Raw genomic sequence first — 22373 nt, 5'->3', positions numbered from 1 at the left:
AATCTAATCAATATTTAATAAAAATAAGTCTTTATAACATGAAAAAATTTGTTTTATACGCTCTAATGCTTGGTACTTTAGCAACTACGGTAACTGCATGTAGAAACATAGAAGAAGATGGGCAGACCATTGTTCAAAATGGAGGTTCAGGAAACGGAAGTACTGAAAATTTAATTCTTTCAGGGAAAATAACTTCTAATCTTACGCTTAAAGCCAATAATACCTATAAATTAAGAGGATTGGTATATGTAACCAACGGAGCTACCTTAACTATCGAACCGGGAACAAAAATCGTTGGTGAGGCGGATAAAAACGGTTCATTAATTATCACAAGAGGAAGTAAGATCATGGCAGAAGGTACTGCTTCAAATCCTATTATCTTCACTTCAGAAAAACCAAGTCCTAAAAGAGGAGACTGGGCGGGATTAGTAATCTTAGGAGCAGCTCCTACCAATGCTTCTTTTAACGGACAGGCTGGAATCGGAGAAATCGAAGGTGGGATCAACAACACTGAAGGTTTAGGTCTTTACGGAGGAACCAATGCGGCTGACAACAGTGGTGTTTTAAAATATGTAAGGGTAGAATATGCTGGGTATGCATTTTTACCGGATAAGGAAATCAACGGAATTACATTCGGAGGGGTTGGTAACGGTACTACAGTAGATTACGTAGAGGTTGCTTATGCTAATGATGATAGTTTTGAGTGGTTCGGAGGAACGGTAAACTGTTCTCACCTTATTTCTTACAAAGGTCTTGATGATGATTTCGATACGGATAACGGTTTCTCAGGAAAAATCCAGTTCGGTATTGCGGTAAGAGATAACCAGATTGCAGACGTTTCAGGTTCTAATGCATTCGAATCTGATAATGATGCCAACGGTTCTTCTTTGACGCCGCAAACAGGAGCAACATTCTCTAACATGACTATTGTTGGACCAATCAACTCTTCAAGCACTGCTACAAATGCAGGTACAATTAATGTTTTGTTCCAGAACGCTTTACAGATCAGAAGAAATTCTTCAATCTCAGTATTTAACTCTGTTTTCACAGGATTCCCAATCGGTTTATTCATTGATGCTACGAAGGGAGTTCCTACAGACAACAATATTGGTGGTTCAAAGCTTGTTTTCCAGAATAATATTTTAGCAGGAAATGTAACGCCTTTAAAATTTGCAGGATCTACTACAACGCCTACAACTTTCACATTAACAGATCTTACAAACTGGTATAATACGGGAGGAAACACTACTCTGGCTTATACAGCTGATGCGAAATTTACAAATGCTTGGGCTCCTGCAGGAACAACGCCAAACTTTTCTCCTGCTTCCGGATCAGCGCTATTGACAGGTGGGGTATTCACTCATGCAAAATTAACAAACTGGTTTACTCAGGTAACATACAGAGGAGCTGTTAAAGATGCTACTGATACTTGGTACGCAGGATGGACCAACTATAACTTATAATACTCAGTAATTAGTTTCTTCATATTAAATTCAAAACGTCATCGGAAATAATTTCCGATGACGTTTTATTATGGGCAAAACACACATTTTGAATTGGGAAATAAAAGAAAAGCTGTAATTTGGCTTTTTAATAAATAGATTCAGGCTATTTTGTAAAAAATAAAAATAAAACTTTACATGAAGAGAAATTATATCCCGCTGATCATCTCGTTAATGATAATGGGTGCATCATTTGCCGCAAACTCCTGCAGCAAAGAGGATGAGGAAACGGCAAAAATTGCTGTTATAGGAATTGCGCAGGATCCGGGCAATTTTAAAGGTGAGGTAACCAACGGGCAGATCGTAACGCTGGATGCCACTAAAGTCTATGTGCTCAACGGAGCAGTCAGGGTAAAAGACGGAGGCAAACTTATCATTCCTGCGGGAACTAGAATTGTTGCAACAGCCGGAGCGGCCTCCTATGTTTTAGTAGAACAGGGCGGACAGATTTATGCCAACGGAACAACCTTATCTCCAATATTGTTTTCGTCTTCAGCAGCCACACCGGGGAGCTGGGGCGGTTTGGTAATCTGCGGAAAAGCACCGGTAAATACCGGAACTACAAACTCTTCTGAAATAGGCAATTCAATATACGGAGGGAGTACAGCAACGGACAATTCAGGGTCTTTAACCTATGTAAGGATTGATCATGCAGGTGCTGATTTTGCAGCCGGTAAAAAATTCAACGGTTTTTCTTTATTTGGGGTCGGAAGCGATACGAAAGTGGAAAACATCGCCGTAGTAAACGGCGCTGAAGACGGGATCGGAATTTACGGAGGAACGGTAAATCTTTCCAATATCGTTTCTCTAGGAAATGAAAATGATGCTTTCAGCTGGATGAACGGATGGACGGGGACCGCTTCCAATATTTACACAAAAAGAAAAACAGACGGTACGGGGAATACCGGAATCAAAGGGATTAATAATGCGTCCAATGCTGATGCTTCGCCAAGATCCAATCCCATGATCAAAAATGTTACCCTGCTGGGCGGAACCACCGGCGAATCTGATGCCATAAAGCTCTCTTCAGGAACCTATGCCACAATGGATAATATCATCGTTTCCAACTGGACAAAAGGTATTGCCATTGAAAGTGATTCGGCAGTAGCGTATTTCAACGGCAAAAAGAAAATCACCAATTCTTTCTTTGATACGGATGTCACCACAAAAGTTTCCTTGAAATCCACGGCAGGTACTAATGTAGCCATCATTGACACTACATTTACCGTAAAAAATGACGCCGCCGGTGCCGGAAACGGAGTGGCAAGCCCGGCCTGGGCAGTGGGCTGGTCCGGCCTGCAATAAATACTGAATGAAATTGAATGTAAAAATAAAAATCCCTTAGAAAGTTATTCTAGGGGATTTTAGATATATGATGGATTGTATTTTAAAAATGACGAAGCTTAAATCTTTATCATTTTTATCTTTGAATTAAATCTTAAGAATATTGAAATTTCCTAACTGCTTCCAATGTCATATCAATTTCCCGGTCCTTAATCGCATCGCTGATAAAATACGTTTCATAGCCGCTTGGTGGAAGGTAGACTCCGTTTTGAAGTAATTGATGGAAGAAATTATTGAACAATGAATGATTGGCTTCCTGGGCTTCATCAAAATTGGAAACCCGGTTAATATGGAAAAACACCGACATCATAGACCCTTTCCTGTTGATTTTATGGGCAATGCCTTTTTCATTCAAAATTTTCCCGATTTCAAAATCCAGGGTCTCTGTCGTTTTTGCCAGTCTGCTGAAGAATTCAGGATCGTTTTTAATGAGCTGTAATGTTTTTAAGCCGGCCCTCATCGCCAGAGGATTTCCGCTTAATGTTCCGGCCTGGTATACAGCTCCTTTCGGGGCCAGGTAATCCATAATTTCGTTTTTTCCGGCAAAAGCCCCTACCGGGAGCCCGCCTCCGATTACTTTTCCATACGTTACCAGATCCGCTTTTACATCATAAAGTTCCTGCGCGCCTCCGAAGGCCAGCCTGAAACCCGTCATCACCTCATCAAAAATCAATAAAGCTCCGTTTTCATCACAGATCTTTCTTAATTTCTGAAGGAATTCATTTTCAGGAAGCACACAGCCCATATTTCCGGCAACAGGCTCTATAATAACCGCAGCAATTTCACTCTGGTTGTGCCTGAACAGATCTTCAACCTGTTCAAAGTCATTGTATCTTGCTAATAATGTGTCTTTAGCTGTTCCCTCGGTTACCCCCGGAGAATTCGGGTTTCCGAAGGTTGCTGCACCGCTTCCTGCCTTAATCAGAAACGAGTCCGAATGCCCGTGGTAGCAACCTTCAAATTTTACAATCTTATCTCTTCCCGTAAAACCTCTGGCCAGCCTGACGGCACTCATACAGGCTTCCGTACCCGAAGAAACCATTCTGATCTGATCGATATTCGGAACATTTTCTACGATAAATTTTGCAATCTCCGTTTCCAGCTCTGTCGGTGCTCCAAAGGAAAATCCTTTTTCTGCCTGAATTTTTAATTCTTCCAGCACTTCCGGATGGGTATGCCCTAAAATCGCGGGACCCCATGAATTGATGTAATCGATATAGGTATTATCATCAGCATCTGTAAGGTAAGCTCCTTTTGCAGATTTCATAAAAACCGGCACACCGCCTACTGATTTAAACGCACGGACGGGAGAATTAACTCCGCCCGGGATGTATTGATATGCTTCATCAAATAAAGCTGAACTTCTTTGGTACTTCATAGGTAATTATTGGTTGAACTCCTAAAATGATAATAGGAATAATCAACAAAGATTAATTTCTCGGTTTTTTATCAATCAGATAAATCAGCTGTCCGGCGGAAGGCTGCTGGCCCTGGTCCATCCTGTTTTTGGCGTATAATTTATTTAACTTGATTCCGAACTTTTGGGCAATATCATGCATATCTTCACCGTACTCAGCCTGATAGGTCGGTGTATTTCCGTCAGAATTTTTAGATTCAAGGAAAACGATATCATTTTTCTGCAGCATATTATTTTCAAGCTCGTTCCATTTGATCAGTTTGCTTTCGCTGATTTTAAATTTCTTCGCAATAAACTGAACGTCGGTGTCTTCGGGAATGATTATGTATTTTAACCCGTCATTCGGATGGCTTTTAATCAGGATGGTATTAAGGATTTCCGCTTTGGTTTTAATCCGCTCCACTCTTTTCTGCTGCTGCGCATAGGAAGTCTGCTTGTAAGGAACTTCAACAGTTACCGGATTTTTTGCTTTCCTGGTGTATTTTTCAGGTTCCAGCTGTGCCATAAAAGCCCTGTCATCCTTAAGATTAGGGTACATTTTTAAAACCGCATACATTACTTCCCTGGAACTCGTATTATCAAATTCATATAACTTATACTTTTCAATTTTGCCGATCAGGATGGAAGCGTACCGTGGATTGGTGGCATAACCTGCTTTTTTCAGCCCGGTAGCCCATGCCCGGTAATCTTTCATATCGAGATTGAAAAGATTGGCGTAATACTTTCTCGTCGAAAGAAATACGGAGTGGTCTTCATAAGACTGTCTGGGATCATCATACACCCGGAAACATTCATTGGGAGCATCATCGGTATGCTTCATGGTTTTTCCGGTCCAGTCTTCCTTACACTTGATGCCGAAATGATTTTTGCCTTCAAGTGCCAGACGGCTTTGCCCGCCGCCAGTTTCCAGAAGTCCCTGCGCTAAGGTAATAGAAGCCGGAATTTTATATTTTTCCATCTCTTCCACGGCATATCTGGCAAATTTCTGGATGTACTGGTCTTCAGTAGCCCAACTCTGAGCAGAGAATTTTGATAAAACTAAAAGGCTTAATATGGAGAAAAGTCTTTTCATGTTTTTCAATTTTTACTTAAATAATTAAACTTCTTTTTTGTTTTTCTAAAAGCAGGTTGGCCCCCTCAATCCCCTGTAACCCGCCGGTATGGAAGCACAGTACTTTGCTGTTTTCAGGAAAGTAACCATTCTCTATCAGTTCAAAAACCTTCTGCATCATTTTTCCTGTATATACCGGTTCCAGCTGAATTCTGTACTCCTTCTTAAAGTCATTGATAAAACGGATGTTTTCATCTTTTATTTTACCGTAACCTCCGAAATGCGAATCTATTAAACTGAAATTTCTATTTAAAGTCAGTTCTGCGATCCTGTTTTCCAATGAGTCATCATCCACTACTTTAAAGCCTATAACTTTCTGGTGGTCTTCACAATATTTTGAGATTCCGGCCACCGTCCCTCCTGTCCCGACTGCGGTGCAAAGATAATCAAAATCTTTGGTATGGTCATTCAGTATCATTTTTATGCCTGCCACGGCATCTTCATTGGTTCCGCCTTCAGGAACGATCAAAGCATCAGGAAATTCCTGCTGCAGAAAAGCAGTTAGTTTTTCTTTATGCCGGTATTCTGTGCGGGTAACGAATTTTAAATTCATTCCGTTTTTTTTCGCAAAAACCAAAGTCGGGTTCCCGCGCCATTTGTCTTCTAGCTCCTCTCCTCTTATGATGCCCAGTGTCGGGATTCCCGCCAGGTTCCCGATAGCAGAAACAGCAGCAATATGATTGGAAAAAGCACCGCCAAAAGTGATGAGGTAAGGTTTTACCGGATTTCCTGCTGCATACTTATTAATGTTAAAGAATAGTTTCCAGTATTTGTTTCCGGAAATCTGAGGGTGAATAAGATCTTCCCTCTTCATAAAAAGCTGTATGTTTTGATGAACGGGAATTTCCTGGATAGGGATCTTTTGTATCGGAAGTGGTAACAGCATTTCTTTTAACCATATTTAAAACCACAAAATTAATGTTTTGTTGTATCAGTATTTATTTAAAATGCAAATCTTTATCTTCAACCTTACAAATACTTTTCAAAACTCCACAATCTCCTTTTTTTCAGGTAATTAAGGTCATGCTCATTAGCATAAGCTTCCCTTTCAAAAGAAATCCTTTGATATGCTTTATAGCGGTCTTTCAGTTTGAACAGCCAGTAATAATACTCGATTAAATAAAAAATATAAAAGAAAACAATCAGCATTTCAAGCTGCTGCCTCAAATGTATTTTTTCATGATTGATCAATATCTTATTTTTCTTATCTTCGGGGTTGCTGATCAGGATAAAAGGGAAAAGAGCGATGCCGTTGATTTTTAATCTTTTCAGTGGCTTTTGGCATACAATTATCATACTAACAAATATAAAGTTTTTTTGACTTAGCGATTTAACTTATGGCACTTTTTGATATCAAAGAAGGCGAAGACTTTTACTACAATGAGCAGGGATATAAGGTTTTTACGGAAAAGTTTCACCTGAAAAGAGGCTACTGCTGTAAAAGCGGCTGTAAACACTGTCCTTACGGATACGATAAAAAGACTGATACATTCATTAAAAACGATAAAAAAATTAAGTAAAATGAAAAAATATATTTTTCTTCTGCTAGCTTCGGCTACCCTGACCCTTACTTCCTGCAGTCCGTTCAATGTGCGTTCCGATTATGCAGAGACGGCCAATTTTAATTCATACAAAACCTATAAGTTAAGGATTGACGATCTTAAGCTGAATGATATTGACAAAGACAGGGTTTTGAACGAATTGTCAAGACAGCTTCAGACCAAGGGGCTTCAGCCGGGAGAAAACCCGGATCTGATTGCCAATCTGAAAGCCAACCATAAAAAAGTAACCGATATCAATTCTTCTTCTCCGTACGGAATGTGGGGATGGGGCGGTCCTTTCGGATGGGGAATCGGAATGAACAGAACCTGGACGAGCAATTATAATGAAGGAGCCATTATTGTTGACCTTGTAGATGCAAGAACCAACAAATTGGTATGGCAGGGAATCGGAAGCGGAATTTCCGTAGATTCTCCGAAAGCAAAACAAAGACAGATCCCAGAAATCGTAATGGAAATCATGAAAAATTATCCTCCTCAGAGAAAATAAGATCTTAACTGATCGGATATAGAAAAACCAATGCACAGTCCGCATTGGTTTTTTGTTTGATATAGAATGTCGATAATATCAACAGCCTTTTATGTTATAATTGGAAAATTTAGTTTTTAATGGCCTTAAACGATTTTTCAGTTCCGTTTTTAAAATGTAAAGTCACAAAATAAACCCCTTTATTCAGATCATTTAGTTGTATAGCCTTTGAAGGTTTTTCAATTGTCTGGACCACTCTTCCTGCTGCATCATTCACGGATATTTTTTTCACATCTTTTATATCGGTAATGTTCAGTACGTCATTGAAAGGATTAGGATACATCTTTATTCCGGCTGAGCTCTCATTCTCGTGGGTCCCTAAATTCGGAATCTCTTCCCAAACCGCATCATCCCAATAATGCCCTGCAAAAGAAGTTCCGGGATTACGAATAGCTAACCTCATACCATTCGGAACAGTTGTCGGGACCATAAACGTTCTTTCTGATGTACCGTCATAAGATGGATTTGTAATAGTAATCGGCTGAAGCACTACGAAAGTATCCGGCAAAGCATCTTTTATATATCCGAATTCAAGATAACCTGCCCCGTTTGACTTCATTTTCACCCTTAACTGATGCGTTCCGGCATTGATATTAGTTACCAACGGCATGACAACGATAGAGATCTTTCCTGCTCCGTAACCGGTCTGATAGATCTGACTTGTTCCGGAAGCCGGCTGGGTACTTGAAATAATCTGGCTCGCCCCGTTCAGGACAACCCGATCCCAACAGGTGGGCACGATACTGTTTGGCGAACTGTACGCATCAAAATTTTCCGAAAAACTGCTTACTGCTGTACATTGGGCATTAATGGCAGACCTACCGCCTAAAATTCCTAATAAAGGAATACAAATTGTAAAGTATAAATTTTTATTCATTCTAAATAAATATAAGAGGAACGAAAATACTTCTTTTTATTAGCATTTTAAATTCAAAATTTATGATTTTTATCAATGTAAACAAACTTAATCTATGATTTTAAATTAATTAATACAACGATCATTTATAGACATCAGAGTTTGTTAATATACCATCTAGAACGCTATAGAACATTGGAGTCATAAGAGTTCTGATCCAGAACATATTAAAATTTAATAATCCCGTAATTTTTAATTCCTAAATTTATATTAATCTTAACCAACTTAAATATTGAAATGAAAAAACCATTATTGATCTTAGCGTTCGCTTCAGTATTAGCAAATGCGCAGGCTCCGGCGGGATATTACAATGCGGCGAACGGATTATCGGGCGCTTCTTTGAAAACCGCTTTAAGCACGATTATCACAAACGGCCATCAGGACAAAGGCTACGGCGGGCTCTGGAACGGCTACAAAACCACCGACATTGATAAAAATTATGAAAATGACGGTTCAATTCTGGATATCTATTCTGAAAAACCCTCCGGAACAGATCCTTACAAGTATACTCCGGTTACCAATCAGTGCGGCACTTATTCGGTAGAAGGAAACTGCTATAACAGGGAACATATCGTTCCTCAAAGTTTATTTAGCGAATCTTCGCCTATGGTTTCTGATATTCATTTTATCAGGGCCACCGACGGAAAAGTGAACGGAATGAGATCCAATTATCCTTTCGGAAAAGTAGGAACCGCCACCTTTACTTCTAAAAACGGATCAAAACTGGGAAATTCTGCTTCTTCAGGATACGCGGGAACGGTTTTTGAGCCCATTGATGAGTTTAAAGGTGATGTAGCCAGGATGATCTTCTATTTTGTGACCCGCTACCAAAGCAAGCTTTCAACTTTTTCAACAGGAAATATGCTGGGAAGTTCCGCATTTCCCGGATTGCAGACCTGGGAGCTGAATATTTTGCTGGCCTGGCACAGTCAGGACCCAGTTTCTCAGGCAGAAATCAACAGAAACAATGCTTCTTATACCTATCAGGGAAACAGGAACCCTTTTATTGATAATCCGGGTTATGTGAATCAAATTTGGGGTTCAGGTTCTGATGACGGTGGCGGAACAACCAACCCTCCGGTTTCAACAGGTTGCGCCAATGAGACTTTTGAAACCATCCCGACTGCCAGCACAGCATCTTATACGACCAGAACCTGGACCAATAACACCCTTTCATGGACTGCAACGGATGCCAGAACGGATCAGACGATTTCCGGCAAAGCAATTACCGTGAGAGCAGGTTCGCTCACGTCAGGAAATTCAGCCAACGGTATCGGATCATTAACGGTAACCACACAGCTTAAGTTTTCAGGAAGCAACGGTACCTTTACCGTTAAAGTAAACGGTGCAACGGTCGGAACCGTTCCTTATTCTGCAAATGCAACGACTACAACCATCAATAATATCAATACGACCGGAAATGTAATGGTAACCCTGGAGAATACTTCAGCGAGCAAAAGAGTGGCCATTGACAATCTGAGCTGGACGTGCTATCCGGGGACATCCAAAAAGATTCAAAATATTTCTTCCGGATTAAATTCAGATCAGAACACCTTACAGATCTCTCCAAATCCGATTTCCAATCAGGAGATTTTTGTCAAAGGCGAAATTCAAAATATTAAAAGAGCGGAGATCTATAATCTGCAGGGAAAGGTTATGCAGACTATTGATCAGCCTTTTAAGAACAGCAGGAACCTGATTAAAATCAAAAACCTTGAACAGGGAGTTTATATTTTGAGACTGGATGATCTGGCTCTAAAGTTTATTGTGAAATAACATCAATCACAATAAGATCAGAGTCTGTTAGATTTAAAAAAGGCTTTGTGTATCAAATGAAAAAGACCGCTTACAGCGGTCTTCTTTTTTATCCTCTTCCCATGGTGGAAATATTTCTCATTTGTTCCATATACCCATCCCAGCCAACAGTGGCAAGAATAAAAACCATGTAAATAACCTGCAATCCTCCTAAAGCAAGGCCGATAATACATAAGATACGGCCTGTATTCAGATTACCGTAATCCGAATACTGTGACGGATTTGCGTCGTAAAGCATCTTATCGTTTTTATACTTGCTAAGACCGATAAGTCCGCAGATAATTCCGATTAAACCCGAACAGCAACAGGTCCCTACCACTGAAACAATTCCTAAAATCAGCACGGTTTGTGCATTTGGCAATTTCTGATCCATAGTTAAATTTTTAATGTTATTAATATGAGTTTAAAAAATTTGATGTTTATAAAAATAGGCAACGACCATAATTACGGCATTAGCAGCAGCCAGTCCCACTAACAGGTTTCCATAATTCCTTTTCGTATCCACAAAATTCAGGACAACCGTCGCAAAAAAAAGCAATAAGGTGTATACAGCAGGAAACATATGAAAAGCTTCACCAAACCTGCCTTCAAAAACCATAACAATAGCCCTTTGGGTACCGCAGCCGAAACATTCAATTCCTAATAATTTTTTACTCGGGCAAGGCAGCATGAAGTCTTCTATTTTCATTCCGGTGTTTTATCTTCCCAAATATAATACATTAAGAGGAAATTTTGGCTCTTAAATATTGATGTGGGAAAAAACAGTCTTCTTTCATTTCAAATGATCCCTGAACTGCAATATAAGGATTCCGTAATATTTCCCTGGCAATGAAAATCAAGTCGGCATCACCCTTCTGAAGAATTTCTTCTGCCTGTCCTATTTTTGTAATTAATCCGACAGCGCCGGTTTTTACCTGCGCTTCGTTTTTCACCTGTGAAGAAAACGGAACCTGGTATCCCTCATGTACAGGAATTTTAGCGCCGTGAATATTTCCTCCACTGGAAACATCGACAAGATCAACGTGGTGATTTTTTAAAATTTTAGCCAACTCCACACTGTCATCTATATCCCAGCCGTTTTCGGCATATTCGGTCCCGGAAATCCTTACAAACAGAGCAACATTTTCATTAAGCTCTTCATTAACAGCATCAACAATCTCTACGAGGAACCGGACCCTGTTTTCAAAGCTTCCGCCGTATTCATCCGTCCTGATATTGGAAAGCGGCGACAAAAACTGGTGAATCAGATAACCGTGGGCCGCATGGATTTCAATGATGTCAAAGCCTGCCTGTACAGCCCTTTTCGCTGCTTCTCTGAAATACTGAACCTGCTCTTTGATCTCTCCGGCTGTTAAGACATGCGGAATTCTTTCCGTAGGCTGATACGGAACCGGGCTCGGCGCAATGGTTTCCCAACCTTCTTCAACCGGAATCTGAACATTATTCCAGGTAGAACCTTTTCTTCCGGCATGGGAAAGCTGGATGCCTATTTTACTTTCGGAATGCCGGTGTACGAACTGCACAATGCGCTGCAGCTGTTCTGCCTGTTCGTCATTCCAGATTCCCATGCAATGATTGGTAATTCTCCCGCGCGGCTCCACGCCAGAGGCTTCCACAATGAGCAGACCTGTTCCACCCTGGGACCTGCTGCCGTAATGGACATAATGAAAGTCATTAGGAAGACCGCTTTCAGAGGAATACATACACATCGGGGACATTACCCAACGGTTTTTCAGTTCAACATTTCTGAACTTAATCGGAGTGTATAACATTTGTTATTTGATTTTTAATTTAAAATTCTTGAAGATGCAATAACCTTGCCCACCTGCTGAAAAAGAGCTACTTTTATCCCCCTTTTTTATTTTACAATATATGAAAAAAGAAACCCGAATCAGTTACGAATATTTTAAGAACAGCAGTGAACTGAACGATATAGAAAAAAAATTATTTGAAAAAGCAAAGGAAGCCCGCGAAAAGGCCTATGCTCCTTATTCGAACTTTCTGGTAGGCTGTGCCGTGCTGTTGGAAAATGATAAAATCTATTCCGGAAATAACCAGGAAAATGCAGCGTATCCTTCCGGGCTCTGCGCAGAACGGACTGCCCTGTTCTGGATCGCCGCTAATTTCCCGGACGTGAAAATCAAAAAGATTTTTATCGTCGGAGGACCAAGAGCACTTCATGAAAGCAACCCGCCGATTCCTCCCTGCGGAGCGTGCAGGCAGAGCTTAATGGAATATGAAACCAAGCAGAACGAAAATATTGACCTTTATTTTTCCAGCATGAATGAAGAGGTATTTAAAGTTCATGCCATCAAGGATCTGCTTCCGTTTTATTTTGATGCTACATTTTTGTAGTACGATGCATTTTATAAAACTGTTGATATCATTATCATTTCAGTCTGGAAATTAAGTGATTTTCTGCAGTTTGCGTAATACATTTAAAAACTTATCTTTGCAAAAATTTTGGTTTCCAATCATTTGGAATGAAAAGGGAATCGGGTGAAAATCCCGGACTGTCCCCGCAACTGTAAATCGCAACAAAAGTTTCTACGAAAAGACCACTGTGAAAAACGGGAAGGTGTAGCAAGCGAAAGTCAGGAGACCTGCCAGGATCTTAATCAATAAAATATTGCTTTCGGAGGAAAAGTAAAAGAGCATGAATATCAAGAGATCTTTACTACTGATTTTTTCGTCTTACGGTTGTTTTCTTTTCGGACAGGAGAAAACGATTGATACGGTTTATATTTTTGACAGCCAGATGAACAAGGTAAAACTTTTTCACAAAGTCAATACCCTTACCCCAAAAGACATCGAAAAAAATTCCACCAGTCTTTCTGAAGCATTACGCTTCCAGTCTCAGGTTTATATTAAGGAAAACGGCCGCGGAGCAGTGTCTTCGCCTTCTTTCAGGGGAACAAGTGCTTCGCATACTGCCTTTGTCTGGAACGGAATTAATATCAATTCTACTTTTTTAGGACAGGCAGATATCAATAACAATTCGCTTTTCGGATATGACCAGCTTGAAGTAAAATCAGGTGGCGGAAGTGTCATTTACGGAAGTTCAGCCATTGGAGGAAGTATTCATCTGAACAATAATCTGGAATTCAACAGGGGATCTAATGCTTCTGTTTTTTCTGAGGCGGCTTCTTTCGGAACGTTTACAAATTTTGCAAAAGCATCATTCAGCAATGACCAATTCAGTTTTAAAGTTTCCGGAAATCATTCTGTCAGCCAGAACGATTATGAGGTTCCGGAAGAAGAATATATTAACCGGAACGGAAGATATTACAATACTTCAGTGAATATCGGTGTATCTTATAAAATTGCTGATCATCAGACCATTTCCTGGCAAAACCAGATCTTTGACGGGTCACAACATTACCCTATTTTTGTAGAAAACGGAAATAAAACAAAGTATGATGCTCAGACATTGAGAAGTTTATTGTCATGGGACCTTAAAAAAGGTAAATTTTCAAACAGCTTAAAAGCGGCTTACACGGAAGACAACTTTCAGTATTTTGGAGATATCGACAGACCAAAATCAAGCGGTGCAGATGGCAGGAATTACATTTTCAAAAATGATTTTAATTATTTCATAACACCGAAAATCAATTTTAATGTTATCGGGGAATTTCAGGTAAACAAAGGTGAAGGTTTCGGTTCAGGGATTGGAAATATAAGCAGGAATATAGGATCTGCTGCCGGATTGTTACGGTATTTTGTAACACAAGATTTACGTTTTGAAGCCGGAGTTAAAAAAGATTTTGTTGAAGATATTACTTCTCCTTTGCTCTATTCTGTTTCAGGAAAATGGAATCCTTTGGCTTGGTACAGTGTGGGGGCAAATTTTTCCAGGAACTTCAGGTTTCCCTCATTCAATGATCTGTACTGGGAACCGGGTGGAAATCTAGATTTACTTCCGGAAACTTCTACGAATATAGATATGGATCATGTATTTAAGCTGGGGAATTTCAATATCACTTTAAGCCCATATTATATGGACATAAAGAATTATATCAACTGGCTTCCGACATCATTTGGATACTGGTCGCCAATAAATACATTTCAGGTTAAATCTTATGGACTGGAATCACAGGTTACGTTTCATAAAAATCTCGGAAAGAATGGTTTAAGGCTTAACGCCGGCTATACTTATGCTAAATCTGTTAATAAGAAGAAAGAAACCCAGCTGATGTACGTACCGATTCACAGAGCGGTCGGAAATATTGATTATCAATATGATTTTCTTAGAATTTATATTCAGGGACTTTTCAACGGACTGACTTATACGACAACTGATGGAAAAAAGGCTGATGCTATTGAGCCTTATTTTGTTATGAACACCGGAATTTCTGCAACTGTCCTGAAAAAATATACTTTAGGATTTAAAGTAAATAATATAACAAACACTGTTTATGAAACAGTTTCATATTATCCGATGCCTAAAAGGAACTACAGTGTTTATGCAACCCTTAATTTTTAAACTAAAAAATATATGAGAATAACTAAATTTTTAACAATTGCTTTTGCTTCTGCCTTACTTTTTACTACTTCATGCAGCAATGACGATGACGTAAATCTGGAAGCCTATTACGGAAACGGTTTTTTAATTGCCAATGAGGGAAACTTTGGAAAACCGAATGCTGACATCACGTATGTAAGTTCGGATTTAAAAACTAAACAGGACAATATTTTCTCGGCTGCCAACGGATCCAATCTTGGCGATGTCTTGCAAATGATCAGCTTCAGTGGCGACAATGCTTATCTTTTATTGAATAATTCCAATAAAATCCAGGTTGTCAACCGCTACAGCTTCAAGAAAGCCGGAGAAATTACTTCCCAATTGAATGCACCGCGCTATATGGCTTTTGCCAATAATAATATCTATGTAACCAATGATAAATTCGGAGGTGACAAATTCGTAAGTATTTATAAAGCATCTGATTTATCGTTTGTTAAAAAAATTAATTTTACGGATACAGTGGAAAGGGTTGTAGAAGCGGGAAATAACATTTTCGTTCAGAATGCATCATTCGGTTTCGGAAATAAGATTACTTATATCACAACTTCCAACAATGAAGCTCAATCCAGCATTACCCTTCCTAACGGGAATATCAATAAAATGATTGAAAGCAATGATATGGTATATGCAATTGCTGCAGGAACTTCAGATTCTTATATTTACCAGATTTCAAATACGGGAAGTATCACAAAGACCTATACCTTGACAGGAATTACCAATGCTACCAACCTGGAAATTGAAAAAGGTAAGTTTTATTTTACTTCCGGGCTTAAAGTATACGCGATGGATATGACAGCCAACACAGCGCCTACTGCTCCATTGTTCTCCGTGACAAACAGTATCGATCCGTACTCTAATCTTTATGGGTTCAGTGTAGTTAACGACAGAATTTTCACTTCTGATGCTAACGGATTTACGCAAGACAGTAAGATCAGCGTATATTCTACTTCAGGAACTTTAATCAAAACTTTTACCGGAGGCATAGCTTCAAACAGTGTATATCAGAATTAAGAAATTAATACTCCGGTATTAATATAATTTTTCATCATTTGTGTTTTTTATCCAGGCGATTTCTTCGAAACCGCCTGGATTTATTTACGGCAAAAAAAGCAACAGAAAAATCCGTTGCTTCATTATTTTACTTTAAAGTGTAATTTTTATGCTAAAGTCAACCCTAACTTTTCAGCTTCTGTAATAACAAAACGCCTTGCTTTTTCACTGTCGTTTTCTATTTCACCCTCCAGAATGGCTTCTTTCACTTTTTCCTTTAAAATCCCGATTTCGCGTCCCGGTTTAAGGTTAAACATGGCCATGATTTCCTCTCCGGAAATAGGCGGCTGGAAATTCCTTACCTGATCTTTTTCTTCAACCTCTTTGATTTTGACCGCCACATATTCAAAATTCATTTTGAATTTTTCCTGTTTCCTGGAATTTTTCGTGGTAATATCTGCTTTGCAGAGGGTAAACAGGTCTTCCAGATTTTCACCGGCATCAAACAGCAGCCTCCTTAATGCGGAATCTGAAGCATCATCGGTCACCAAAGCAATCGGCCGGGATGAAAGTTTCACCATTTTCTGGACGTATTTCATATCTGGACCTAACGGGAGCTTCAGCCTCTGAAAAAGGGTTTTCACCATTTTTGAACCTAAAAATTCATGTCCGTGGAACGTCCATCCGGTTCCCTCCACAAATTTTTTGGTCGGAGCTTTGCCGATATCATGCAGCAAGGCCGACCAGCGCAGCCACAGATGGTCCGTATGTTCTGAAATATTATCCACTACCTCTAAGGTGTGATAGAAATTATCTTTATGCGTCTGCCCTTCCACTTCTTCCACGCCTTTCAGGTCGATAAGTTCAGGAATGATTAATTTCATCAAACCGGTCTCTTCCATTAATCTTAAGCCGACTGAAGGTTTCTCCGAAAGCATGATTTTATTAAACTCGACCATCACTCTCTCCATGGAAACGATTTTGATCCTTTCCGCTTCCTGTTTGATGGCCTCCAAAGAATTTTCTTCAATCTGAAACTGCAATGTGGAAGCAAAACGGATCGCTCTCATCATTCTCAGCGGATCATCAGAATAGGTCTGCGCCGGTTCCAGAGGAGTCTTTAAAATTCCTTTTTTTAAATCATCGATGCCGTTAAAAGGATCAATCAGTTCCCCGAAATTATCCTGGCTTAAGGAAATGGCCATTGCATTGATGGTGAAATCTCTTCTTTTCTGATCGTCTTCAATCGTTCCACCCTCAACTTCAGGCTTTCTGCTGTTTTCGGTATAGCTTTCCTTCCGGGCCCCTACAAATTCCAGCTCGAGGTCTTTATATCTGATCATCGCCGTTCCGTAGGTTTTAAAAACAGAAACTTTCATCGTGGGATCAATTTCTTTTCCCACATGCTGGGCAAGCTCAATACCGCTCTGTTCCGTTACAAAATCAATATCAGTGGAAGCTTTTCTCTTCATCAGTAAATCCCGGACATATCCGCCGACAATATATACAGACTGATTGTTTCTGCCTGCTACTTCAGAAATAAGTTTAAAAAGTTTAAGGTTTTTATTCTGATTAAGATTAATGAACATTTTTAAAAGATGTTAGAGATTAGATTTCAGATATTAGATTTGCAGTTATTTGACAACTGTAAATCTTAATCTAATGCAAAACCACTAAGAAATCAGGTGATGTATAGTTTAAACTAAAATGTCCGACTTCTTAATGGTCAATTGATCTGCAAAGATAATTAAAATCTTTTTCTTTATTCCCGAAGTACCTTTATTCTGTTGTCACTCCAGATTTTTATGACGGAAGACCCGGAATACTCAGAAATCTTCTCCCGATCTTCTTCCACGGCATAATCTACCAGTCCGATGATTTCCGGGGAAATATCTGAGAACCTCAATGGGCTTTTATCGCCGCTGAAATTCGCCGAAGTAGAAACCAACGGCTTGTTGAGTTTGGTAATTAATTTTTTACAGAAATCATTTTTCACCAGGCGGATCCCAATGCTTCCGTCTTCAGCCAGCAATTCCCTAGGCAGGCCCCTGGGGTTTTCATACACGATGGTTACGGGCTTTTCGCTCAGGTCAATAATTTCCCAGGCCATTTCCGGAACATCCACCAGATCCTGCAGCCGCTTTTCAGTCTCTACCAAAATGATCATGGATTTATTTTTCTCTCTTTTTTTAATGTCAAATATTTTATTGACGGCCTCAATATTCGTAGCATCGCAGCCAATTCCCCAAATCGTATCTGTCGGGTAAAGGATGGTTCCTCCGGATTTTAATATGTTGATGATGTTTTCCATGTAATAAATGTATGTTTTGATTAAAGCTCTTTAATATTCTTTTCTCTAATTCAATGCTTATCTTAATATTCTTTTCAAATCTCTCGCCTTAAAATGTTGTGCGAACAAAACAGGTGTGTTAAATCTTGTGGTTTCCTTAAGTAAGGCGTATAAAATTTTTCCTTCAATGATAAAAATAAAAGTAGTCTGCTCATAGCCGGAAAACCCTTCATAAGTAGGTTCATTCAAAAAAAATAAATGATCTGTTGCCTGGTAGAGTGTGTACTTTTTTATTTTGCTGTATTCTGTAAGCCTTCTCTTAATTTCCTCCGGCTGAATATCCGTCCTGATTTCCCTGAGATTCATTTCAGTAAGCTGACAGTATAATCCGCGCATCCCGAAAATCATGATTAAAAAAGGAAAAACAAGAGAGAGAAGGAAGCCTCATTAGATGCTATAATATCAAGGATCATCAATAAAGGTATAAGAATGAAGCCGGAAAACATAATATAGGTAAACAGCCGTTCTGATGCCGCAGAATTACTTTCATTGAAAATCAGCTTTCTGAACTGAATACTTTTTTGAGTATCTAAATTATGCAGATTGCGCATCTTTTTTATTTATTATGTACAGATAACCTGCAGAAGAAGCAACAAAAAGAATAGAAGCCAGCCATAAAAAATATCCGGTATCGAAACTGTGAATGCTGGCCATCCGTCCGTTTTCAGCGGCTAAGATTTCTTCAAGAAAAATAAATGCTCCTGAAATGATAAAAGCAACTATTCCTGTTATGAATGAGACCAAATGGTATTTTTTAAAAATAAAAACAATAGAAATTAAAAACCATATATTTGCCGTCCATACCAAAAATTCTTTTCCTGCACCTCCTAAAAAACTGACAGGGCCTATTAAAAAAACTTCAACAGACCTATAACTTTTAATTTTTCCCATATCCTCCACTGTAAAAGCGTTAAAGAAAAGAGAAAGTACAAAAATTAACAAACCAATTACAATTACTTTGTTTTTTGATTCACTCATTGTAGGTGTGACAGGTATCTTTCTTTAATAATATTCAAATGATGCTCGTTATGCCCGACAATCAGTTTCCCGATGCTTTCCACAGAAAGTTGGTTTCCGTTGGCGGTCCCTATATTGTTTGCTGCGGAAGGATGTAATGTTTCCAGTAAAATCTGAGAAGATTTCCTGACCAACTGGTATTCTTCTATTAATGATTCTAAACTTCTTTCATTGGCAAAGGAATTTTCAGCATACGTTTCTTCGTCAAAACCCGGCAGTTCATGCTGATCTCCTCTTGCAAAAGCTAAAATCCTGTATTGAAAAATTCTTTCCGTATCTGATAAATGGAGGAGCAGCTCTTTCAGGGTCCATTTACCTTCGGCATAGGCAAAAAGAGACTGCTGTTCGGTAAGGCCGGAATATATTTGAACGGTCTTTTCTCCGGTATTCTTCAATTCCTGCAACCAGTTTTCTGACGGAATAAGATCTAAATAACGCTGTATATATTTTTGAAAATCAGTCATTTTAAATAATGTTATAAGTGATAAGCCATGATGTATTGATGACTGTCAAAATTTATCATGAGAAAAATGGAGTTCACTAAGGAATGTGGCCTCCGTTTTTCTCATGATATCTGTTTTAGTGAATTAAGAAAATGCTCTTTCCAGATCTGCGATCAGGTCTTCCGCATCTTCAATCCCTACGCTTAAACGCACGAGATCATCTGTAATTCCCAGTTCAGCCCGTTTTTCTGCAGGGATCGAAGCATGGGTCATCAGAGCCGGATGGTTGGCAAGCGATTCTACACCGCCCAATGATTCCGCCAGAGTGAACACTTTTACCTGTTCCAGGAATCTAACGGCATCTTCCTGCTTACCGGATTTGAAGGTAAAGGAAACCATGCCTCCGAAATCTTTCATCTGAGCTTTGGCCAGTTCATATTGCGGATGGGATTCCAGTCCCGGATAAATAACTTTGTCAACCGCAGGATGAGACTCTAAATATTTGGCAACAGCCATCCCGTTTTCCGAGTGTCTCTGAACCCTTAAAGCCAGTGTTTTGATCCCTCTCAATACCAGGTAAGAATCATGAGGCCCTAAAATCCCGCCGCTTGCAAACTGGATGAAATGAAGCTTTTCTCCCAATTCAGCATCTTTAGCAACCAAAGCTCCGGCGATCACATCAGAATGCCCGCCTAAATATTTTGTAGCAGAGTGCATCACGATGTCAGCTCCCATATCAATCGGTCTCTGAAGATAAGGTGTGGCAAAAGTATTGTCAACGGCAACCAGGATATCTTTTCCTTTGGCTATTTCGACAACCGCTTTGATATCAACCAGTTTCATTAACGGATTGGTTGGGGTTTCCACCCAGATCAGTCTGGTTTTATCAGTGATCACATCAGCGATTTTAGAAACATCATCAAAATTCACAAATGTGAACTTCAGCTGATATTTTTCAAAAAGCCTGGTAAACATCCTGTAGGTTCCTCCGTATAAATCATCAACCGCCACGACCTCATCACCGGGATTCAGCAATTTCAGGACACAGTCGATGGCAGCAAGACCGGAACCGAATGCCAGACCTCTTGCCCCGTTTTCAATACTGGCGAGAGAATCTTCCAACGCCTGCCTTGTAGGGTTGGCCGCTCTTGAATATTCGTAACCGGAATGAACTCCCGGACTTTTCTGTGCAAAGGTAGAGGTTAAAAATACGGGCACATTTACAGAACCCGTTGCCGATTCGTGATGCTGCCCTCCGTGTATTACTTTTGTATTAAAATTCATAATTGTATGCTTTTAGCTTATTGCTTTTGGCATTTAGCCTTACAGCTGATTCCAAAAGATTTATTATTATGTGTCTGTTTTTAGCAAAAGCCTGTTGCCCGTTGCTGAATACCAAACGCATTTTACATTTTTATCGCCGATTTAACAGCAAATTCTTCCGCAATTTCTTCTATCCACTGCGCTACATCGTCCTCTCCTGTTGCTCTCTGATAAGTACTCCCAAGAGAAACAAGGATCTGGTGGATAAACATTTTCATCTGGTCAACCGGCATTTCCTTCGTCCAGAGGTCAATTCTTAAAGCTTCCATGGTTTTATCATCCCAAACGGAAATCATGGTGGCCTTCGTTTCTTCTTTTTCTATTCCGCCATCCTGGGCATTCCAGGTAATCTGTTCCGGGATATGGTTTTCATCAAGCTCTACATCTATCGTAATCTGAGTTTTTCTCATAACGTTCTGTTCTATTTATTTCTAATTTATTTTTAGCTATCTGCTTACTTATAGCATTTCTATTCCATCTTCAAAATTCCATCTTTTCTCCTACTTCAGTTTCGGCTTATATCCGGACTGGTTAAATAGTACCGTTGCATCCATCTTCAGGAAATCCTGCAGCTTGGTATCCGGTTTTTCATTAAGATAGGCTTTACAGATCTGCCACCCTGCAAAAATTCCGACCTGCGGTGAAGATTCATTGTCAATATCGGTATAAAATTTCGAGAACGGCCCCGGAGCGATAAAACGGTCTTCCAATCTGTGGTCTTCCCCGAAAATAATATTGTTTTCCACAAAGTAATTCCAGATGTTGGCTTCATTGTCCACGGCCCATTCATACTGTTTCTGGGTATAATTCATTTTCAGGTATTCAGGATAAGTAGGCAGAAAGGCATCTTTAAGAATCATGATCTTCCCGTTCAGGATCATCATGTCAATAAATTTCTGATGGTCCGGAGATTCTTTTACAAAACCTTCCGCAAAAATTTGTGCTACCTTCGGAACGATATTGTTCGGGTTCATCGATTTCTGGAAATACATTTCCAGACCTTTGTAATTAGGGTTTCCTTCGCCCATAAAACCCGTAATATCGATGAACAGGAGATTTCCTTTAGCATCATAGAAAATCGGGTCCTGGACCATCTGTAAAGCTGAAGAAAACAGGTATACTTTCGGGCTGTTGAACTGCGGGAAATAATATCTGATGTGTGAAAACAGATCATGAAGATCAGTCTGAAGCTTTTTCCGGTCTATTTTCCCGATGGCTTCCTTGTAAATTTTAATTTCTTCCTTATCGGTTCTCCGTTTTCCGAAATCAGCATCGCTCACGGTTCCCTGAAACCACGGAAACTCAGCTTTAAACTGGTCCAGCGGCATGCTCTGGTCATAAAATTTCCCGGAAATATCAGTGATTACCACTTTTTCGGCAGGCGTCTTTATTTCCACGTTCCACGGGTTCGGGGATTCTTTTTTACAGGCGTTCAAACTCAAAACTAATCCTGAAGAAAGCGCAATAATTCTGAAAATCTTCATATTTTTACATGGAATTTAAGGGTACAAAAATAATGATTTAAAGATAACCGG

The 22373-nt window shown here is 39.6% G+C and carries 24 protein-coding genes and 1 riboswitch; of the genes, 8 read left to right on the top strand and 16 right to left on the bottom strand.

From position 1 onward, the window contains the following. Positions 1-38 precede the first annotated feature (38 nt). Both H561_RS0103795 and H561_RS0103790 read left to right on the top strand, forming a co-directional pair. The gene (locus H561_RS0103795; protein ID WP_027385809.1) at positions 39-1463 is read left to right on the top strand and encodes a hypothetical protein; all 1425 of its coding nucleotides are present in this window, start codon (positions 39-41) and stop codon (positions 1461-1463) included. 177 nt (positions 1464-1640) lie between these two features. Beyond that, positions 1641-2807, top strand: coding sequence for a hypothetical protein (locus tag H561_RS0103790; protein ID WP_027385808.1), 1167 nt, complete (start codon positions 1641-1643; stop codon positions 2805-2807). A 133-nt stretch (positions 2808-2940) separates the two neighbouring features. On the opposite strand, the gene hemL is transcribed toward H561_RS0103790, so the two are convergent. The 4 genes from hemL to H561_RS0103770 all read right to left on the bottom strand — a co-directional run bounded on the left by hemL (position 2941) and on the right by H561_RS0103770 (position 6670). Beyond that, positions 2941-4224, bottom strand: a complete 1284-nt coding sequence (gene hemL / locus H561_RS0103785) for a glutamate-1-semialdehyde 2,1-aminomutase (RefSeq protein WP_027385807.1) — start codon at positions 4222-4224, stop codon at positions 2941-2943. A 52-nt stretch (positions 4225-4276) separates the two neighbouring features. Next, positions 4277-5335 carry a glucosaminidase domain-containing protein gene (locus tag H561_RS0103780; RefSeq protein ID WP_027385806.1) on the bottom strand — a complete coding sequence of 353 codons (1059 nt, stop codon included), beginning with the start codon at positions 5333-5335 and terminating at the stop codon, positions 4277-4279. A gap of 16 nt (positions 5336-5351) precedes the next feature. Then, positions 5352-6260, bottom strand: coding sequence for a 1-aminocyclopropane-1-carboxylate deaminase/D-cysteine desulfhydrase (locus H561_RS0103775; protein ID WP_034761298.1), 909 nt, complete (start codon positions 6258-6260; stop codon positions 5352-5354). A gap of 83 nt (positions 6261-6343) precedes the next feature. Then, the gene (locus H561_RS0103770; protein WP_027385804.1) at positions 6344-6670 is read right to left on the bottom strand and encodes a hypothetical protein; all 327 of its coding nucleotides are present in this window, start codon (positions 6668-6670) and stop codon (positions 6344-6346) included. A 41-nt stretch (positions 6671-6711) separates the two neighbouring features. Between H561_RS0103770 and H561_RS0103765 the strand changes: the two genes are divergently transcribed. Then, positions 6712-6894, top strand: a complete 183-nt coding sequence (locus tag H561_RS0103765; RefSeq protein ID WP_027385803.1) for a DUF5522 domain-containing protein — start codon at positions 6712-6714, stop codon at positions 6892-6894. Between the two features lies 1 nt (position 6895). Further along, positions 6896-7423: a DUF4136 domain-containing protein gene (locus tag H561_RS0103760; RefSeq protein ID WP_027385802.1), complete on the top strand. Its 528-nt coding sequence runs from the start codon at positions 6896-6898 to the stop codon at positions 7421-7423. Positions 7424-7532: 109 nt separating this feature from the next. Here H561_RS0103760 and H561_RS0103755 read toward each other — a convergent pair whose 3' ends face one another. Further along, complete coding sequence (locus H561_RS0103755; protein WP_027385801.1) at positions 7533-8339, bottom strand: T9SS type A sorting domain-containing protein; 807 nt, start codon at positions 8337-8339, stop codon at positions 7533-7535. 276 nt (positions 8340-8615) lie between these two features. Here H561_RS0103755 and H561_RS0103750 point away from each other — a divergent pair, with 276 nt between their 5' ends. Beyond that, positions 8616-10154, top strand: a complete 1539-nt coding sequence (locus H561_RS0103750) for an endonuclease (protein ID WP_027385800.1) — start codon at positions 8616-8618, stop codon at positions 10152-10154. 88 nt (positions 10155-10242) lie between these two features. On the opposite strand, the gene H561_RS0103745 is transcribed toward H561_RS0103750, so the two are convergent. The 3 genes from H561_RS0103745 to H561_RS0103735 are packed head-to-tail and all read right to left on the bottom strand — an operon-like array spanning position 10243 to position 11965. Next, positions 10243-10566: a CCC motif membrane protein gene (locus H561_RS0103745; protein ID WP_027385799.1), complete on the bottom strand. Its 324-nt coding sequence runs from the start codon at positions 10564-10566 to the stop codon at positions 10243-10245. A gap of 30 nt (positions 10567-10596) precedes the next feature. Then, a complete protein-coding gene (locus H561_RS0103740) occupies positions 10597-10881 on the bottom strand; it encodes a DUF2752 domain-containing protein (RefSeq protein ID WP_027385798.1) in 285 nt (94 codons plus the stop codon). A 31-nt stretch (positions 10882-10912) separates the two neighbouring features. Then, complete coding sequence (locus H561_RS0103735) at positions 10913-11965, bottom strand: NADH:flavin oxidoreductase/NADH oxidase (RefSeq protein ID WP_027385797.1); 1053 nt, start codon at positions 11963-11965, stop codon at positions 10913-10915. Between the two features lie 100 nt (positions 11966-12065). On the opposite strand from H561_RS0103735, the gene cdd reads away from it, so the two are divergent. The 3 genes from cdd (at position 12066) to H561_RS0103720 (ending at position 15726) form a co-directional block, all read left to right on the top strand. Continuing rightward, positions 12066-12548, top strand: coding sequence for a cytidine deaminase (gene cdd / locus H561_RS0103730; RefSeq protein WP_027385796.1), 483 nt, complete (start codon positions 12066-12068; stop codon positions 12546-12548). Between the two features lie 92 nt (positions 12549-12640). Beyond that, a riboswitch (cobalamin riboswitch) is annotated at positions 12641-12818 on the top strand. Positions 12819-12849: 31 nt separating this feature from the next. Beyond that, positions 12850-14676, top strand: coding sequence for a TonB-dependent receptor plug domain-containing protein (locus H561_RS0103725; protein ID WP_051349294.1), 1827 nt, complete (start codon positions 12850-12852; stop codon positions 14674-14676). Between the two features lie 12 nt (positions 14677-14688). Beyond that, on the top strand, positions 14689-15726 hold the full coding sequence (locus tag H561_RS0103720; protein WP_034761295.1) for a DUF5074 domain-containing protein: 1038 nt from the start codon (positions 14689-14691) through the stop codon (positions 15724-15726). Positions 15727-15872: 146 nt separating this feature from the next. Here the strand turns inward: H561_RS0103720 and H561_RS0103715 are convergent, their stop codons facing one another. The 8 genes from H561_RS0103715 to gldB all read right to left on the bottom strand — a co-directional run bounded on the left by H561_RS0103715 (position 15873) and on the right by gldB (position 22322). Beyond that, positions 15873-17294: a CCA tRNA nucleotidyltransferase gene (locus H561_RS0103715; protein ID WP_027385793.1), complete on the bottom strand. Its 1422-nt coding sequence runs from the start codon at positions 17292-17294 to the stop codon at positions 15873-15875. Positions 17295-17467: 173 nt separating this feature from the next. Continuing rightward, on the bottom strand, positions 17468-18016 hold the full coding sequence (locus H561_RS0103710) for an L-threonylcarbamoyladenylate synthase (RefSeq protein ID WP_027385792.1): 549 nt from the start codon (positions 18014-18016) through the stop codon (positions 17468-17470). 57 nt (positions 18017-18073) lie between these two features. Beyond that, a complete protein-coding gene (locus H561_RS0103705) occupies positions 18074-18391 on the bottom strand; it encodes a hypothetical protein (protein WP_155845726.1) in 318 nt (105 codons plus the stop codon). 198 nt (positions 18392-18589) lie between these two features. Further along, positions 18590-18946: a hypothetical protein gene (locus H561_RS0103695; RefSeq protein WP_155845725.1), complete on the bottom strand. Its 357-nt coding sequence runs from the start codon at positions 18944-18946 to the stop codon at positions 18590-18592. An 83-nt stretch (positions 18947-19029) separates the two neighbouring features. Next, positions 19030-19536 (bottom strand): DinB family protein, encoded by a 507-nt coding sequence (locus tag H561_RS0103690; protein ID WP_027385788.1) that lies wholly within the window; start codon positions 19534-19536, stop codon positions 19030-19032. Between the two features lie 123 nt (positions 19537-19659). Continuing rightward, the gene (locus tag H561_RS0103685) at positions 19660-20799 is read right to left on the bottom strand and encodes a cystathionine gamma-synthase (RefSeq protein ID WP_027385787.1); all 1140 of its coding nucleotides are present in this window, start codon (positions 20797-20799) and stop codon (positions 19660-19662) included. A 122-nt stretch (positions 20800-20921) separates the two neighbouring features. Continuing rightward, positions 20922-21248 carry a gliding motility protein GldC gene (gene gldC, locus H561_RS0103675; RefSeq protein WP_027385786.1) on the bottom strand — a complete coding sequence of 109 codons (327 nt, stop codon included), beginning with the start codon at positions 21246-21248 and terminating at the stop codon, positions 20922-20924. Between the two features lie 90 nt (positions 21249-21338). Continuing rightward, positions 21339-22322, bottom strand: a complete 984-nt coding sequence (gene gldB / locus H561_RS0103670) for a gliding motility lipoprotein GldB (protein WP_027385785.1) — start codon at positions 22320-22322, stop codon at positions 21339-21341. Between the last annotated feature and the right edge of the window lie 51 nt (positions 22323-22373).

Origin of the sequence: Chryseobacterium gregarium DSM 19109, assembly GCF_000430845.1 — a bacterium.
GTDB lineage: Bacteria > Bacteroidota > Bacteroidia > Flavobacteriales > Weeksellaceae > Chryseobacterium > Chryseobacterium gregarium.
This window is presented reverse-complemented; position numbering and strand designations above follow the sequence as displayed.

What these genes read in the sequence shown, in the direction of transcription:
- H561_RS0103795 (WP_027385809.1), top strand. Translation starts at nt 39, where the DNA reads ATGAAAAAATTTGTTTTATACGCTCTAATGCTTGGTACTTTAGCAACT.
- H561_RS0103790 (WP_027385808.1), top strand. Translation starts at nt 1,641, where the DNA reads ATGAAGAGAAATTATATCCCGCTGATCATCTCGTTAATGATAATGGGT.
- hemL (WP_027385807.1), bottom strand. Translation starts at nt 4,224, where the DNA reads ATGAAGTACCAAAGAAGTTCAGCTTTATTTGATGAAGCATATCAATAC.
- H561_RS0103780 (WP_027385806.1), bottom strand. Translation starts at nt 5,335, where the DNA reads ATGAAAAGACTTTTCTCCATATTAAGCCTTTTAGTTTTATCAAAATTC.
- H561_RS0103775 (WP_034761298.1), bottom strand. Translation starts at nt 6,260, where the DNA reads ATGCTGTTACCACTTCCGATACAAAAGATCCCTATCCAGGAAATTCCC.
- H561_RS0103770 (WP_027385804.1), bottom strand. Translation starts at nt 6,670, where the DNA reads ATGATAATTGTATGCCAAAAGCCACTGAAAAGATTAAAAATCAACGGC.
- H561_RS0103765 (WP_027385803.1), top strand. Translation starts at nt 6,712, where the DNA reads ATGGCACTTTTTGATATCAAAGAAGGCGAAGACTTTTACTACAATGAG.
- H561_RS0103760 (WP_027385802.1), top strand. Translation starts at nt 6,896, where the DNA reads ATGAAAAAATATATTTTTCTTCTGCTAGCTTCGGCTACCCTGACCCTT.
- H561_RS0103755 (WP_027385801.1), bottom strand. Translation starts at nt 8,339, where the DNA reads ATGAATAAAAATTTATACTTTACAATTTGTATTCCTTTATTAGGAATT.
- H561_RS0103750 (WP_027385800.1), top strand. Translation starts at nt 8,616, where the DNA reads ATGAAAAAACCATTATTGATCTTAGCGTTCGCTTCAGTATTAGCAAAT.
- H561_RS0103745 (WP_027385799.1), bottom strand. Translation starts at nt 10,566, where the DNA reads ATGGATCAGAAATTGCCAAATGCACAAACCGTGCTGATTTTAGGAATT.
- H561_RS0103740 (WP_027385798.1), bottom strand. Translation starts at nt 10,881, where the DNA reads ATGAAAATAGAAGACTTCATGCTGCCTTGCCCGAGTAAAAAATTATTA.
- H561_RS0103735 (WP_027385797.1), bottom strand. Translation starts at nt 11,965, where the DNA reads ATGTTATACACTCCGATTAAGTTCAGAAATGTTGAACTGAAAAACCGT.
- cdd (WP_027385796.1), top strand. Translation starts at nt 12,066, where the DNA reads ATGAAAAAAGAAACCCGAATCAGTTACGAATATTTTAAGAACAGCAGT.
- H561_RS0103725 (WP_051349294.1), top strand. Translation starts at nt 12,850, where the DNA reads ATGAATATCAAGAGATCTTTACTACTGATTTTTTCGTCTTACGGTTGT.
- H561_RS0103720 (WP_034761295.1), top strand. Translation starts at nt 14,689, where the DNA reads ATGAGAATAACTAAATTTTTAACAATTGCTTTTGCTTCTGCCTTACTT.
- H561_RS0103715 (WP_027385793.1), bottom strand. Translation starts at nt 17,294, where the DNA reads ATGTTCATTAATCTTAATCAGAATAAAAACCTTAAACTTTTTAAACTT.
- H561_RS0103710 (WP_027385792.1), bottom strand. Translation starts at nt 18,016, where the DNA reads ATGGAAAACATCATCAACATATTAAAATCCGGAGGAACCATCCTTTAC.
- H561_RS0103705 (WP_155845726.1), bottom strand. Translation starts at nt 18,391, where the DNA reads ATGCGCGGATTATACTGTCAGCTTACTGAAATGAATCTCAGGGAAATC.
- H561_RS0103695 (WP_155845725.1), bottom strand. Translation starts at nt 18,946, where the DNA reads ATGGGAAAAATTAAAAGTTATAGGTCTGTTGAAGTTTTTTTAATAGGC.
- H561_RS0103690 (WP_027385788.1), bottom strand. Translation starts at nt 19,536, where the DNA reads ATGACTGATTTTCAAAAATATATACAGCGTTATTTAGATCTTATTCCG.
- H561_RS0103685 (WP_027385787.1), bottom strand. Translation starts at nt 20,799, where the DNA reads ATGAATTTTAATACAAAAGTAATACACGGAGGGCAGCATCACGAATCG.
- gldC (WP_027385786.1), bottom strand. Translation starts at nt 21,248, where the DNA reads ATGAGAAAAACTCAGATTACGATAGATGTAGAGCTTGATGAAAACCAT.
- gldB (WP_027385785.1), bottom strand. Translation starts at nt 22,322, where the DNA reads ATGAAGATTTTCAGAATTATTGCGCTTTCTTCAGGATTAGTTTTGAGT.